Below are 14,464 nucleotides of genomic sequence, written 5' to 3'. Positions count from 1 at the left end.
ACTACTCCCGATCAGTGTGTGCCTTCCGGGGCGCCGGCCGCGGTCGCTTTGGGCGCTGTGACCGCTGTTCCGTCAGCTCACCCGTCTCGCAGGAGCTTGACCAGCACCTGGCGTAAGCCATCGAGCACCGATGCGTAGCCGTCGCGTCCGCCAAGGAGGGGCCACCAAGGCCAGTCGTCGTCGGCGCGGTCGAGCGCAGCGCGAAAGTCGCGCTCCGCGACGGGGCCGTCGTCGGTCCAGCGCCCCTCGTAGACGTACTCGCCGTCTGGAACTTTGGTCGCCGCCGGCGTGTGGCGGGTGCTGTGGATGACCAGTGCCGAGCGGTACTCGTAGGCATCGAAGGTGCGGCGGTAATCGTCGTCGTCCGGGATCCAGTCGCCCAGCGGCTCGCGGAGGTCTTCGCGGACGAGGTGGCTCATCGGGTAGAGCCAGCGCTGGCCCTGCCACCGCGGGAGGCCGTTGACGATCTCGGACTGCACAACCCGCCACTCGTGGAGGGCGTGGACCGCCGGCACGTAGGTGTTGCTGCGCAGCGGGTCGCGGTACTGCGGTTCGGTGAACAGGCGCAGCAGCAGCGCGTCGTTGCCGGTGTGCACGGCGATGACGCCCATGGCGCGGAGGGCAAGGAGCGCCGGGTAGTGGCGGACCGTGTCGAGGTGGTTCATGGCCGCCGTCGTTGGAACCGTCCGGGCCTGGAGGAGCCGCTGAAGCCCGGCAACCCACAGGTCGGCGTGGTCGCCGCGCCGGTCGTGCGCGACGCCGGTGGTCAGGAGCCGGATCAACGGCTCGGTGTCGGTCCGCCGGTCCTCAAGGATCGCCTGCATCCGCGGGAGGTCCAGCCCCAGGATGCTGAGGTCCTGCGCTGCGGCTCGCGCGGCGACCCGATCCACGTGGTCCATCACCAGGTCGTACAGGTCGATCCGGCGCACCGGGTCCGGCAGGTAGCGCTTGAGCCGGGTGACCGCCATCGCGGTGGTCAGCGGCGGATCGGTGAGCCGGTCGAGCGCATCGACGCTGGCCGCCAGCCGGCCGAACAGGTCGTCGGCGGACTCGGCGACGACGACCTGGCCGCGGTGCTGGGCCAGAAGCCGCCGGGCTGCGTCCCCCCGGCTACTGCGGGCGTCCCAGTACAGCGGGTACCGCCGCGACGGTGCCTCCTCGAGAGCACGGACCAGCGCGACGTCCCAGTCGGCGGACCACCCGCTGATCAGGAGGCCGTACTCGTCCGCCACGCGCGCCAGCAGCGCCTTCCACTCCGGCGGGTACTCGCTCAGCTCGTCGACGGTGTTCCGGGACTGTAGGTCGGCGTAGTCGCCGTGCAGCTTCACCACGGTCGCACGCGCATGAGGCAACGGGGTCATGCCGGCGACCGCCTCCGGCCGGGAGACCACCTGGGGCGGCACGCCGGCCTCGTCCAGGGCGCGCTCGAGCAGCCGGTCGAAGTTCGTGGTCAGCACGACTCGGACCAGGCCACGCTTGACCAGCTCGGCGATGGCCCGGTGCGCCCGGCTGGGGACCTTCAGTCCCTGTTCTGCGTCGTCCTCGGTGGGCTCGAAGAAGCCGGCGAGCAGGTCGCGGCGCGCGGCCTGGGTCGACGCGAGCGCGGCCAGCAGGTTCGAGTAGCCCAGCGGCTGCCCGTCGCCGTGCTCGGCCCACCACGCCTCCGGGTCGGCGGCGGCACGATCCGCCGCCTGCCGGTCGTCGGGCGCGGCAGCAGCGGCGGCCCGGCGCACGAGTTCAGTGACGACACCCCAGCCGGTCGGGATGCCCGCGCCCGTGGACACGCCCGAGCCGAGCAGCAGCGCGTAGACCCCCGGCTGGGCGTGCACGCCCGCCGCGAGCATGATCAGCGGGTCGAGTGCGTTCATCGGTGAAGCCCCCGTGTTCTGCGACAAACTGGTCAGACGAGCAGGTCGGCGATCACCGCGCCGACAGGGTCGGGTGTGCCTGTGGTGGTCTCGAGGATGCCCTAGCCGGTCCGGCGTGGGCGCAGGCTCCGCTGCGCCCAGAGCTCGACCTCACGCAGGGCGTTGTACTCGGCCAGGGCCTTGCCGACCTCCGCGGCGCCCCCGCCGGCGGGCCCTGCGGGCATCCAGTCCCATGCGTCGGGGCCCTGCAGGAAGGTCGTCATTGCGGCCCAGCCGCTCCGCGCCAGGGCATCAGGCAGGGGTCCGTGGCCGTCGTGCACCGGATAGGCGACCCGCGACTCCCAGACTCCGTTGCTTCGCAGCTCGACGTGCGGCTGTCGCGAGGTGCTGGTCAGGTAGCCGTCGAACCGCTCGACACGGAACGGGCAGACCCAGCGGGCGAAGGATGCCGACAACCGGCCGGAATCGGACAAGGCGCCGAGGAAGTCGAAGCGGGCGAGGTAGTCGACGTTGCTGGTCAGCTCATCGCGGCCGAGGACCTCGGTGGCATAGATGCCGTACTGGTGCAGCAGCCGTCGGGCGATGTCGATGGTGGGCTGGTAGGGGTTGTCCAGCTCGAACAGCATCTCGACGTCGAGGTGGGGTCGGTCGGCGAGCAGCCAGATGCCCGCGTCGGCGATCTCCTCCTCGGTCATCTCCGCGATCTCGCGGTCGCGGTCATCCAGCAGACCGGGCATGACCTTCTCGTAGGCCAGCCACCGGCGAACGTGCCAGTCGAGGACGGCCTCCTTCTCGTTGACGTTCAAGTGGCGGTCGTCGATCCGGAGCAGCGGGAGGCCGGCGAGGAGGCAGATGCGGTTCTTCTGAGTGTCCCGGCGGCGCTGCTCGGCAGTCTGGTGCTGGGGGCCGTCGAACTCGAAGGCCCAGAGGGCCTCGGCGCGGGTCTGCTTGTGGATCGTGAAGTCGAAGTGAGCGTCGCGCAGGAACCTGCGGTCGGCGGCGTCGTCGTCCGGGCCGGGCTCGATCACGTCTTCCAGCCGGGTGTGGACGTTGATCCAGAACAGGGTGCCCTCCACGACCCGGCTGAGCACCCTGCGAGTCCGCGTCTCCGTGTCGGGGCAGAACTTCTTGAGCTGCACGTACGTGACTCCTCACCCCGCCGGTGATGCCCGGTCGGACCTGCCTCCGATGGTGCATGACAGGGGTGACAGGTAGCGGTGTCGCACGGGGAGAGCGGCGGCATGTCCTGGGCGAGTACTGGGTGCGGTCTCGTGCGCGACAGGGCACGGCCATTCGCAGCTTCTCCGCAGGGGACGACCGTCATCCCCTGGATGCCGGGGTCCTTGGGCGTGCACCAGTAGGCGCAAGGACCGCCTTCGGTTCTTGGCGCGTCAGATGCCGCGGGTGTCGTCCTCCGGCTCGTCGCCCGGCAGAACCTCTTCCTCCGGCGCGGCCCCGCCGTCCGGGTCCGGCCCGTCGTTGCCGGGGTCCGGCGGGGTGGTCCCGGTGTCGGCCGCGGTGGCAGCGGTGACCCCGGCGGCCGATACCTGCAGCGGAGCCAGCAGCTCGGCAACTCGGGTCAGCTGGCGCCGGATCGCCGCGAGGACGACGTCCTGCTCGACGCCGGTGGGCAAGTCGATGGCGACGTCGACATAGTGGCGGTGCTCGAACACCCGGTCCCGCTCGGCGACCAGCGGCCCGAGTGCCTTCAGCAGCGCCGCAGGCTTGTGCTCGCCCTTGTACACGCCGACCTGCAGCCAAAGGGGGGTGGCGCGGTCCCGGGCCCACGGCCACGGCGCCACCCGTAGCAGGCAGGTGACGTCGCTGAGCCCGAGCCACCGGCCCATCCAGCCGTCGCCGCCGCGCCCACGCAGCCGGGGGAACTGGCTGGTGCCAGGCGTCGCCACGCCATCGCGCACGAGTCGGTCGACCGCCTTGTTGATCATCATGACGTACTGCTTGAGCCGGACCGCGACCGATCCGGACAGCTCCTCGCCGGTCAGCGGGTGGAACGCCTCGCTGTCCATCCGGTCGCACAGGCCCCGCAGTTGGTCGAGGTCGGCGGCGGCCGTCTGATCGCCGGCAGCGGTCGCGGCTGCGGTCAGCACGTTGAGCAGGGCTCGCCAGCTGACCATGGCGAGCACGTGCCCGTGGCCGACGGCGGCGTGCCGCAGCTCTGCGGTGGTGGTCTCCTCCCCGACCGGGAAGCCCTCCCGGGCGGCCCGCCGGGCGACTTCGATCCACAGGAGTTCGAGGCGCTGGGAAGGGACGATGAACAGCAGCATCCCGGGCGCGCCGACCCGCAGCCGGTGCAGGTAGCTGACCGGCTGGTGGTCGGTCAAGCCGGCGTAGAACTTCGCCTCCGCGAGCAGCGGACTGCTGCCGTCCTCGGCGAGTCCGGCGAGGTCGGGGATGGAACGGTCCTCACCGCTGGACTGCAGCTCGAGCAGCAAGCCGGTCGGCAGGGCGACCGCCTGCCGCAGGTAGCTCTCGAACGCCGCGCGGGCGGCGGAGGAAGTGTCGAGCACGTACTTCAGGGCCAAGGTGGCGGTGTTCTCGGGGTGGCTGGCCAGGTGCGTCACCAGGTGGCCGAGGATGCCCGGTGGGGTGTTCGCCGGTGTGGACAGTGCGACCTCCGCAGGTTGACGGGTGCGCGCCGAAGCTCGGCGCAACGTAGGGGTCCGGCCACGACGGCGCGCGCTGCCCCCTGGGGCTGACCGATCCGGCCGCAGCCCCTGGTCGCTGCCGCACCTTCCAGCGGCCTGCACGCTCGACCACAGCCGGGACCACCTGCCGCACCTGAACCGCCGTCGGCTCGCCGACTGGCGTTCCTACGCGCCGAGTACGCCCGTGCCGGCTGCGTGTTGCGGTCGACGGCAGCATGCCAGCTACCGCCGACGGCACTCGGCGTTTCGGGACGACATGGTGCATACCGGGCGTCCGATGCGCGTGCCGGCCATCAAGACCGCTGTCCCCACGACCGATGCGGCCTCTGCTGGCCGACGCGACTGTCGGTGGACTCAGTCGGGAAGCTCGACGAACGGCAGCCGCACAGCCGCCAGCTTCGTCTGCAGGTTCAGATCACCAGTCGCGACGTACACGGCCGAGCCGGGGTGCGCGCTCTGCAACAGCAGGACCGAGGCGAGGAACCGGTCGTCGGGCACGGTCAAGTCCAGCCAGCCGGGAAGACCCTCCCCGCGGGGTTCGACGTGCTCGAACACCGCCGAGATGTCGCCTGCGACGCGCACGCCTACGCGCACGTCGCCGTTGTCACGCAACCCCTTCAGCCGCCGGTCGGCCCGCTTCGCAGCTTCACGCAACTCCTCCCGCCGGTGGAAGCGCTTGTGGTCATCGAGTTCCCGCAGCACTACCGGCAGCAGGTGCACGCGGTACCCGTTTCCCAGCCGTCCGGCGTGGACGGTCAGGTCCGGGTTGTCGATCAGGGTGTTGGTGTCGACAACAAGCCGCACCCGGATTGGGTCCTCGGGCAGCAAGGCGCGGGAGTCGCGCAGGACCGACACGATGTGGCGCAGCCTCTGAACCGCGGCGGGGATCGACGAGGGCACGCTGTGGTCATTGCCCGGGCGCTCCAGCCAGCGCTCAAGCAGGTCGAACGCGTCCTTGTGGCGTTCGACGATGGCCGGCGTCGGGTGCGGGAACAGCAGCTCGAAGCGCGGCCGGAAGTCCCCCACCAGGCCGAGCAGCCGCATGCGCGCGGCCTCGCCGGGGCCGTCGCTGGGCGCCCAGTCCCAGCTGGCGTAGCCGACGAAGACGATGCCGCTGGCATAGCTCCCGCGGTTGGGATCTGTGTTGACCACGCCCGACGCCTCAAGCACCTCGATGTACGCAACCTCGATGGCATCCAGCTCCTCCAGGAGGGCGTCGGCGTAGGGCTTCGGGGCGATGCGGGACACGGCCATGCCCCGCATGGTGGGTCATCAGCCGGAGAGGCCCATGTAGGCCCCCCGCCTGACGACCCGGGGCGCCAGGAGAAACCGGCGTGGCGACGGGTCGCCTCCCGACCTTGCGGGCCGCGGTAGGCGAGAGTGCCGGTATGCCTCGGCGGCGGGAGTCACTGCCACCACCGCGCGCGTACAGCGCGGACGGCAACTGGCCTGATGGTCCGCTGGTGCCGGATGCGCCAGCAGCAGCGCGGTACGCCCGCGAGATCGCACGACGCCTCCTCGCCGCCGTTGGCGAGCGAAGCCGCACGGAGGTCGCCGACCGCGCCGACCTCTCGCGATCCGCCCTGCACGACCTCATGACCGGCCGCACGTGGCCCGACGTCGTCTCGCTCGCGAAGCTCGAGAGCAGTCTCGCTGTTCGCCTATGGCCCGATGAGTTCCCCTGATCGGATGGGATAGGAAGCGCTGGGCAGCACATCCTGAGCAGTGTCGTTTATAAACGACACTGTGCAGGAGCAGGGGTCGCCGGAGTTCATCGCAAGAGCCCCGGAAGCGGGTGCCGATCGGCGCTTCGACGCGACCGCGGACCTTCGAACCTTTATACGGACGCTGGCCCGAGAGAGCGGCACCCATGGCGGCGTGAAGCCTCAGATGACCGACCTGGCAGCCGCCATAGCGCTTCGGGTACCAGCCCAGGCCGTGACCGTCCGCAAGCCGGCTCGAACGCTAGCGCCGGCCACCGCGGTGCCGGACTTGATGGCGGTCTCATGCCGGCTCGTCACCGTGGACCACCGCAACCGCCTCCGTCTGCGCTCAGCACTGCAGGGCAATCAGCTACCGCGACACCTCGACGTCCTCGAGCTGGGTGACGGTTTCGCGGTGCTGGGTGTGGCCGCCGACGGCTCTCGTGAAGCTGCAGGTGTCCAGCTGCGCATCGACTCGCAGCAGCGCCTGCTCCTCTCCCCTGGTGTCGCCCACCGTCTGGGCGTCGGCCACGTGGCTCGCCAGCTCCTCGTCGCCGGCGACGAGGACTCGCAGCAGCTGGCCCTGGTTCACCTGGGCGTCCTACTGGTCAAGGCTCGCAACGATGGTCCGGCGGAGGCGGCCGCCCGATGACGATGAGCTCGCTGACGCGTCAGGTGATGGCCAGCCTCATCCATGCTCACAACCTGACCGCTGCCGACCTCGTCGAACTGGCCAAGGAGCTGGGCGACTCGGCGACGCCAAGCGCGCCCGCTGGCCCGCCTGGGCGAACCGTGGAGGAGTTCTGCCCCCGGGTCGTCGCGGCGTGCCCGCGAAAGTCCCTGCCGACCTACAGCATCGGCTTCCGCCGCTTGGTGGACGCGCACGGGGGGTCCTTGCTCAGCGACGTGACCCCGCTGGACCTCGCCGTTCTCCGTGACGAGGTGCGCCGCCAGGTCGGCGAGCGTCGCGTCGCAGATGCACTCGCCCGAGGCCGGCTGTTGCGCTCCAGCGACCCGGACGCCCACGGCCGCGGAGCGGCCGAGAACTTCGTGCGTGCAGTCCGCTTCTTCTTCAAGTGCGCGGTCCTGGATGGACGACTGGAAGTCAGCCCGGCGACCGGCCTCCAGGCCCCGCAACGCCCCAACGCACCGGAGCGTCCGCTCACCGACGAGCAGCTCGCCGAGCTGCAGTTCGTCTGCTCTGCTACCGGGGACGACCCAGAGCTCGACGGGCTCCTGTTCGAGTTTCTCCGGCACACGGGGTGCCGGCGGGAGGGCTCGCTCAACCTCCGGGTAGGAGACCTGCACACCGAGGACTGCCGCGTCACGGTGACGGAGAAGAACGGTCAGAGCCGCGACCTTCCACTCCGTCGGGACGTCCTCGAGCGTCTCCTCGCTCACGCCGCTCGCCGCGGCGCCCAGACCCGAGCTGATGCCGTCTTCCGCTATAAGGACGGCCGTCCGCTGACGCGGCGCCGGTTCAACACCCTCTTCGACCGGCTGGACAAGCACACGACCTGGAGCGAATCGCTCGACGTCGGCCCGCACTGGATTCGGCACACCACCCTCGACGACGTCCGTCGCGTCGCCGACGTGCGCGTGGCTCAGTCCTACGCCGGACACCGCGACGAGGCCGCCGGCACCATCGGCCGGTACACCAAGCCCACCTTCGACGAGCTGGCTGCGGCGTACGAGGCCATCTTCGGGTCGCGATGCTGAACGGCCTTCTCGCGCTGATGCAGTGGCTGCGGGCCGTCCTCAGCCTGCATGTCGTCGAGGACCACCATGTCCGGCGGCGGAGCCTGCCCTCGGGCCGGCTGGTCTTGCCGCTCGGCTCCGAGCGTCGGCATGGCCCCGGACGACGGCGTGGGCCCTACGACGCCAAGGTCCTCACCTCGCGAGCTCGTGGGCCGCCGGGCGATGACGGCCAGCGGACACCTGCTGTGACCGTCCCTCCCGTCCTCGTCCCCATGAAAGGAGTGCCTGCTGCTCCGCCTCTGACGGCTACAGCAGGTGTCACCGGCCAACAACTTCACACGGCCATCGATTGCTCACTCCCCCACCTCCCGATGTGGGGGTCCTTGGCATGCCCTCAATCCGGACAGCGTGAGCGTGGATCTGCTCCCACGGTCCCGCGGGGGCGACGTCCCGACGATCCAGGTACGGCCGGCCATTTGCCGAATGCAGCCGGGGATGGCGCCGGCAGCTTGCTCGTGCGGCGTTGCCCAGCGCTGACCCCGCCGGCGGGTGGCCGGCCGAGCCTAGGAGGCTCCTGTGCTGTTCGTGCCTCTGGACCGCGGAGCGGTCGTCATGGTCTGTGACGAGACGTGTCTCGTCACCGTGGCGAACCGTGTTCCCACCATCGAGCCGCTGGTCGTCCCTCAGCTCGACACCTGCTGCACCTGTTATGCGTGCTCACTCACCGTGCCCGGGACGAGATGCCCGTGCTCTGTGCTGGACGTCAGCTGCAGCCGTCCCTCGTGGTTGCTCACCACACAGGCCGCCGATGCCATGGACGCGATCTACGACGCCGTCGGGCCCGCCGAGCTCACGGAGTCGGACTGGCAGCAGCTGATGGGCTGGGGCGAGCAGCTCTGGGTGGGCGGCCTCGTAGGCCTGCTCTGGGTCCGCGAGCAGCAGCCTGAATCTGACCGGTGATTGGGGCTTGTCTCCAGTCGAGGCGCCGCGACGGTGCCGTGGCGGTGGACGTGAGCCACCCCCGCGGGACGGCGGGGGGACGTCCCCCGCGCCGCGGCGACCCTGGAGGGTCCCGTGTCAACTCAACCAATCCGATCGGTCCCAGGCCCGCGGCGGCGCATCGGCGACGCAGCGCACCGGGACCGAGACCTACGCCGACTGCTCGCCGTCTGGCGAGCACTCGGCGCCCGCTACATCGCCGCCCAGGCGCACGGCGGAGACGACGAGGTAGAGATCGCCGATACGCTCGGCGCAATCGAGGACGCCCTCCAGCTCCGTCACACGGCGGTCTGGCAGGCGGTTCAGGCGGAGCTGCACGTCGCTCTGGTCGAGGCCGAGCACCATGGCGATGCCGTGACGCCGGCGTCCGGATGCCTCATCTGCCGACGACTCGTCGATGGTCTACCCATCTCCATCGGGCGGCTGGTCCTGCAGACGGACGGTGTTCGATGACCGCCATCCCCGCCCAGCGGTCCAGTACCGGGCGCGTCACGGTCATCGACGACGTGCTGGAAGTCCAGCACCTGCGCATCACGCACCCGGAGACGGTCGTGCTCGCCCGCCGCGTACTCGCCGAGCACGGGCCCGCGGCGCTGGTTGACGACGTGGCCTCGGCCGTCGTCGTCGGGATGATCGCCGGTCGGCTGCAGCGCAGCACCGGCGACACCACTGCGGTGATGGAGCGCGCCCTCGCGGGCTTCGACGAAGCGGTGCAGGCACGCGCGACGGCCACCGTCGCGCAGCTCGATGGCCTTCTCGCCCGAGTCGACGCCACCGAGCTAGCCACCCGGCAGGCTGCCACGGACGTACTGGGCGCCCTGCCCACCCGGATCGAGCAGGGCCTGACGGCTGTACTCGCCGGTGGTGCGGGCAACGTCCGCGAGGCTGTCCGGCAGGCCGTTGCCACGGCCCAGAACGAGGCGCTGGCCCAGCTCGAACGGGTGGTGCGCTCGCACACCGCCGAGGTGCGCAGTGTCGTCAGCACCGAGAACCCCAGCTCGCCGATCGCGGCGTTGCGCCGGGACCTCACAGCAACCGTCGAGAACACCCGGCGGGAGCTGGTCGAAGGACTCGCCGCGGTGCGCGCGCTGGTGCAGGCCGATCAGGCCCAGGCCGCGGCGCGCAGCAAGTCCAGCGCGGCGGGGAAGGACTTCGAGGACGCCGTCGCCGACATCGTCGACGAGTGGGCGAAGGCTACTGGCGACTGCGTCGAGCACGTCGGTGCCCACCCCGGAGCCGGCACGACCCGGAAGACCGGGGACGTCGTCGTCCGTGTGCTGTCATCAGGCAGCAACCAGCCCACCATCGCCATCGAGGCGAAGCGGCGGGCCAGGGCTCTCACGGCGCGGCAGCACCGTGAGGAGCTGGCCGAGGCCATGCGGGTCCGCCGCGCGCGGGCGGCACTAGCCGTCGTTCCGACACCGGATCAAGTGCCGGGGCCGGGCCGGTTCCACCGGGTCGACCCCAACGCATGGGTCGTCTCCGCCGACGACCCCGAGCTGCTGAAGCTGGTACTCGCCGTAATCCGGGAACTCACCCTCCTGGCGACCGCCCAAAGCGACGGAGACCCGGCCGTCGACCTGACTCGTGCACAGGCCGCTATCGGCCACGGAATCCAGCTACTGACCCGTTTCGACGAAGTCAGTAGGCACACGGGAACAGCCGAACGGGCGCTCGGAGGCATCCGCAGCACCGCGGACAGCCTGCGGGCTGCGCTGACCGCGCAGCTGCAGGAGGCCGTCCGCGCTCTGCAGCCCAACGCCGGCAGCGCGTAGGAACGACTGGGAGGAGGAGCATTCCGCTCCTCCTCCCAGTTCGTCTCTGCGGCTTCTGGTCACCGAGTATTCAGAGGCTTGCGGCGGTGCCGCAGGTGTCTCATCACCCCGGGGGATTGCTGATTCGGCACAGGCGTGCGTCCTTCACGGACTTCACCCATCGAGCCCCCCGGTCCAGCTGCGCATCCAGCGGGCCAGTGACCGCCCGTGCACGTACCACTGGTCGCGCCCGTTCATGGTCAGCTTCTGTGCCTTGACCCGTCCCCTGCGAGCCCAGACGGCGATCAACTGCGGCGCGAGACCGTACTGCGCAGCCGCCTCGCTCACCGTGATGTAGCCGTTCGGTGCGCCCTGCACAGCGAGCGCCTTCCGCAGCTGCTCCCGGTGCACCCAGACGATGGTCTTCTGAGGCCCCCGCGAACGCCGGACGTGCTCGACGACGCCGTTCTCCAGCAGCCTTCGCACGACCCTGTAGGAGGCCCCCAACTCGTCGATGGCCTGCTGGAGCCGCACGTAGCCATCGCCAGGTGAGGCGGTCTCGGCCGCGATGCGCCTGAGATCCTCGACCGAGTACCACCACAGCTCGCCAGCACCCCGGTGACGGCCGTCGGTCCAGTGCCGCACCCGTCCGGCCAGGCGCCAGTTCCGGAGGTCGTGGTTGGAGGCACCGGTGAGCTCCTTCGCCCTCCGCGCGCCGACGTAGCCCTCGGGGATCTTCAGCCGTTCACGCCACGCGGTGAGGTCCTCCTCGGCGATGTGCGTGTACGCAGATGTCCGCCCGCTGGTGCCGCGCTTCCGCGCCCGCAGACGTCCCTGCGCCACCCCCTCCCTGACCCGCTCACGCAGATTCTTCAGGGGGATGTTCAGCTGTCCGGCGGCCTCCTCGAGCGACACCCACGCGAGGCCAGATCCGTCCTCGGCGGCGACCCTGCGCTCGTACTCCTCGATGGACGCAACGGTCACGCGGTTCCGGGTCCCGTTGCTGCCCCACGGGGTGGTCACCTGAACCAGCACACCCCGGCTGATGAGCGTCGTGACGACACCGCTGGTGACGCGCAGCCGGCGCGCAGTCTCGACGCGGGTCAGGCCGGTGGCGTCGCTGAACCGCTCCCGCAGGCCCGCGAGCTCTGAGGCGGCGACGTAGTGGCGGTGCGGGTAGTCCGGGTGCATCTGGCGCTGGAGGTGCCCCTCGTGGATGAGCCGGCGCACGCTGTGGGGGCGCACATCCAGGAGGGCGGCCGCCTCCTGGATGGTGAGCAGGCCCTCGGTGCCCTTCGGGACTGCCCACAAGTCACCGCCGTAGTAGGTCTGCAGGACCTCCTCGATGACCTTCGCGATGGTCGACAGGCCCTTCAGCGTGAGGAGGCTGTAGGCCGCGGCGGTCACCGCGGCGCCCCGGACCCCCCGCTCGTCGTCGACGATGCCATCGAGCTTGTGGCCGAGGTACTTCGCCCGCGCGACCTCCGGCACCCGCCTGTCGTCCAGGAGCTGGGTGGCGACCGTCTTGCGCAGCCAGTGCGGGGTGACCTTGTGGCCGACCGTCTTCTCGGTCAGCCCGAGGTCGGTGAGGATCTTCTCCAGGCGTCCCCGGAACGCGCTGCCGTTGTCCTTCGGTGGCCCTCCCTGCGGAAGGACGTAGATCGGGACGCGCCGGCGGGGGTCGTTGCGCGGCACGGTGGGCTCGAACGGGTCGAAGCCGTGGAACCGCTTGATGTACTCGCGCAGGAACGTCGTCGACGTCGGCCCCAGCGTCAGCCGTCGCGCGGCCGAGCGGGTCTTGCCGCGGTCGACGATGTGGGCCACTTCGCCGGTTTCGTCGTCCCTCTCGCTGAGCTGCATCCGGTGGCCGCAGTGCAGGTAGCCGTGCCCGTCCCCCTCTGCGGCACTGGCGTCGAGGAAGTCGGCGATGAACACGCCGGCCGCCTCGCCGATGCGCATGCTCAGGCCGGAGATGGCCCAGAACAGGTAGCGGTCGCACGGCAGCATCCGCTGGTGGACGGCGAAGACCTCGTCCCACTCCAGCGCTCGCTCGGGCACCTCGCGCTCATGCTCGTGCTGCTTCTCGGCGCCTCCCCGGCGCCGTCGCTCGATCGTCTCCTCATCGACGACGACATACGCGGCCGGGTTGTGGTCGACGATCCGCTCGGCGCGGTCCATGTTGATGGCCTGGTCGTAGATCCGCCACAACGTCCCGCTGACCTGGTTCAGCGTCGTCTTCCCGAGCGGTTCGTCGGTGCCCTCCGCCACCGCCTCGGCGGCGAGCCTGTCGAGGTACTCCTGCACCTGGTCGTGGTTGATGGCCCGCATTGGCCAGTCAGCCCACGGCGCGGTGAGGATGTACCGGTCGATGATGCGGCGCCGGCCCTCGAGAGTGCCCTTCTGAGGTCGTCTCCCCCACCGGGGCCCACGCGGGCCGGGGACGCCCTGCCGCTTGTACCGCGGCCACCAGATGTCCTCGATGTACGAGCTCAGTGAACGGCCAGACCGGGGCTGCTCGACGATCGACTTCGGCGGCAGCGGGCGGCCCGCCCGCAGTTCCTCGACGGCGAGGTCGTAGTACTTGGCGGCGTTTGTCGGGCTGGTGAACCCGCTGACCGTCCTGGTCTTGCCGTTGCCGAGCGGGATGATCGTCTTCCACAGCTTGCCGGTCGTGCCCTGCGGGTAGACGTGCTTGGGCAGCGTGCGGTTCTCCGGCTTGCGCTGGGCGGGCATCAGGCACCCACCCGCGGAGCGGGCACCGCCGACGCGGTGGTCAGACCGACCAGGGCCATGACGTCGCGGACATGGGCGGCGTGCACATCGGCGAGCTCGCGGGCGGACACCGCCTCGACCTGGGCGACCGCGAGCTGCTCGCGGAGCCGGTCGAGCTCGCTCTGCTGCTCCCGGCAAGCCCGGCACCCCTCCGGGGAGGCTGTGAGGGGCACCGCCAGCGACGCAGGTGCCGGAGGACCGGGCACGACGGGCTCGAGGCCGGCCTGCACCAGGTCCACCAGCGGGATGCGCCAGGCTCCGCTCTCCCCGTCGTCCTTGACCGCCCCGGGGAACTGGCCATCGGCCAGCCGGCGCTTGACCGTGTCGCGGCTGACGCCGCACGCCTCGGCGGCCTCCTTGAGCGTGAACCAGAACCCCTGTGGGGTCCGCGCGGTCCTCACCTCATGCACCTGCTCTCGCGTCGGGCGTGCCCTGGGGCACGCGGCGGACGTGCACCGGGAGCGAGTTGCACGCGTGCAAATCGCGGTCCCGGCGAACGCTCTGCGCGCTGCAGCGTGCTTGCAGTAAGGAGCGTGGCATTCGCCGAAAAGGCGGCACCACACGAGAGGCCTTCGTCGCGTGTACGAGTCGCAGCCGAGGGTGAAAGTACAGGTGGGAGACGCGTTCGGCAGCGGCTGCACCAGGGAGGCACCACCCGGGCGTGCAAGGAAGCGTGCAAATCCAGGGGCCGTCGGCGTCGCGCTTTCGAGCGAACACCGAGCTTCCAGGACAACCCCGGTGCGGTCCGTACGATGGCGGGTGCGCGAGGTCCAGACCCGCGACGCTGCCGACTGGCAGTCGCGGTGAGGACCAGACCACAGATGAACGCCCGTCAGACGGCCCCGGAGCCTGAGACGGGCGTTCGTCGTTCTCGAGGTACCGGGCGTTCCGCTCGCCGCAGCAGGACAGGTAGGGGTGAACCCGACGAGGACATGCGCCGCCTGGGCAAGCAGCGTTCGCCACCGCAGCGGCACGGTGACGCGGTTTGGGTCGAGCTCAGGGCA

The 14,464-nt window shown here is 70.6% G+C and carries 11 protein-coding genes; 3 read left to right on the top strand and 8 right to left on the bottom strand.

Annotated features, from left to right (window positions below; translation table 11 throughout):
• Nucleotides 1-77 precede the first annotated feature (77 nt).
• The 5 genes from ACI794_RS06395 to ACI794_RS06375 all read right to left on the bottom strand — a co-directional run bounded on the left by ACI794_RS06395 (nt 78) and on the right by ACI794_RS06375 (nt 6,829).
• Entirely contained in the window at nt 78-1,868 is a 1,791-nt protein-coding gene (locus ACI794_RS06395; protein WP_456615921.1) for an SIR2 family protein, read from the bottom strand.
• Between the two features lie 101 nt (nt 1,869-1,969).
• Nucleotides 1,970-3,007 carry a DUF2726 domain-containing protein gene (locus tag ACI794_RS06390; protein ID WP_456615920.1) on the bottom strand — a complete coding sequence of 346 codons (1,038 nt, stop codon included), beginning with the start codon at nt 3,005-3,007 and terminating at the stop codon, nt 1,970-1,972.
• Between the two features lie 252 nt (nt 3,008-3,259).
• The gene (locus tag ACI794_RS06385) at nt 3,260-4,450 is read right to left on the bottom strand and encodes a hypothetical protein (protein ID WP_456615919.1); all 1,191 of its coding nucleotides are present in this window, start codon (nt 4,448-4,450) and stop codon (nt 3,260-3,262) included.
• Nucleotides 4,451-4,888: 438 nt separating this feature from the next.
• Nucleotides 4,889-5,788 (bottom strand): PIN domain-containing protein, encoded by a 900-nt coding sequence (locus ACI794_RS06380; RefSeq protein WP_456615918.1) that lies wholly within the window; start codon nt 5,786-5,788, stop codon nt 4,889-4,891.
• 819 nt (nt 5,789-6,607) lie between these two features.
• Nucleotides 6,608-6,829, bottom strand: coding sequence for a hypothetical protein (locus tag ACI794_RS06375; protein WP_456615917.1), 222 nt, complete (start codon nt 6,827-6,829; stop codon nt 6,608-6,610).
• A 56-nt stretch (nt 6,830-6,885) separates the two neighbouring features.
• On the opposite strand from ACI794_RS06375, the gene ACI794_RS06370 reads away from it, so the two are divergent.
• Together ACI794_RS06370 and ACI794_RS06365 are read left to right on the top strand one after the other, a co-directional pair.
• Nucleotides 6,886-7,956, top strand: coding sequence for a tyrosine-type recombinase/integrase (locus ACI794_RS06370; protein WP_456615916.1), 1,071 nt, complete (start codon nt 6,886-6,888; stop codon nt 7,954-7,956).
• A 792-nt stretch (nt 7,957-8,748) separates the two neighbouring features.
• The gene (locus ACI794_RS06365; RefSeq protein ID WP_456615915.1) at nt 8,749-8,895 is read left to right on the top strand and encodes a hypothetical protein; all 147 of its coding nucleotides are present in this window, start codon (nt 8,749-8,751) and stop codon (nt 8,893-8,895) included.
• Between the two features lie 189 nt (nt 8,896-9,084).
• On the opposite strand, the gene ACI794_RS06360 is transcribed toward ACI794_RS06365, so the two are convergent.
• Nucleotides 9,085-9,279, bottom strand: coding sequence for a hypothetical protein (locus ACI794_RS06360; RefSeq protein ID WP_456615914.1), 195 nt, complete (start codon nt 9,277-9,279; stop codon nt 9,085-9,087).
• A gap of 104 nt (nt 9,280-9,383) precedes the next feature.
• Between ACI794_RS06360 and ACI794_RS06355 the strand changes: the two genes are divergently transcribed.
• A complete protein-coding gene (locus ACI794_RS06355) occupies nt 9,384-10,709 on the top strand; it encodes a hypothetical protein (RefSeq protein WP_456615913.1) in 1,326 nt (441 codons plus the stop codon).
• A 153-nt stretch (nt 10,710-10,862) separates the two neighbouring features.
• Here the strand turns inward: ACI794_RS06355 and ACI794_RS06350 are convergent, their stop codons facing one another.
• Together ACI794_RS06350 and ACI794_RS06345 are read right to left on the bottom strand one after the other, a co-directional pair.
• A complete protein-coding gene (locus ACI794_RS06350) occupies nt 10,863-13,421 on the bottom strand; it encodes a hypothetical protein (protein WP_456615912.1) in 2,559 nt (852 codons plus the stop codon).
• Nucleotides 13,421-13,861 carry a helix-turn-helix domain-containing protein gene (locus tag ACI794_RS06345; protein WP_456615911.1) on the bottom strand — a complete coding sequence of 147 codons (441 nt, stop codon included), beginning with the start codon at nt 13,859-13,861 and terminating at the stop codon, nt 13,421-13,423. The genes ACI794_RS06350 and ACI794_RS06345 overlap by 1 nt, the downstream gene beginning before the upstream one ends.
• Nucleotides 13,862-14,464: the final 603 nt, after the last annotated feature.

It is taken from the genome of Blastococcus sp. SYSU DS0541 (assembly GCF_054050875.1).
The sequence above is the reverse complement of the archived record's forward strand: the minus strand, read 5'-3'. Positions and strand labels throughout refer to the sequence as shown.

Bases quoted from the DNA above. Each gene is read 5' to 3' on its own strand.
- ACI794_RS06360 (WP_456615914.1), bottom strand. From the start codon at position 9,279: ATGGTGCTCGGCCTCGACCAGAGCGACGTGCAGCTCCGCCTGAACCGC.
- ACI794_RS06365 (WP_456615915.1), top strand. From the start codon at position 8,749: ATGGACGCGATCTACGACGCCGTCGGGCCCGCCGAGCTCACGGAGTCG.
- ACI794_RS06355 (WP_456615913.1), top strand. From the start codon at position 9,384: ATGACCGCCATCCCCGCCCAGCGGTCCAGTACCGGGCGCGTCACGGTC.
- ACI794_RS06380 (WP_456615918.1), bottom strand. From the start codon at position 5,788: ATGGCCGTGTCCCGCATCGCCCCGAAGCCCTACGCCGACGCCCTCCTG.
- ACI794_RS06395 (WP_456615921.1), bottom strand. From the start codon at position 1,868: ATGAACGCACTCGACCCGCTGATCATGCTCGCGGCGGGCGTGCACGCC.
- ACI794_RS06350 (WP_456615912.1), bottom strand. From the start codon at position 13,421: ATGCCCGCCCAGCGCAAGCCGGAGAACCGCACGCTGCCCAAGCACGTC.
- ACI794_RS06370 (WP_456615916.1), top strand. From the start codon at position 6,886: ATGACGATGAGCTCGCTGACGCGTCAGGTGATGGCCAGCCTCATCCAT.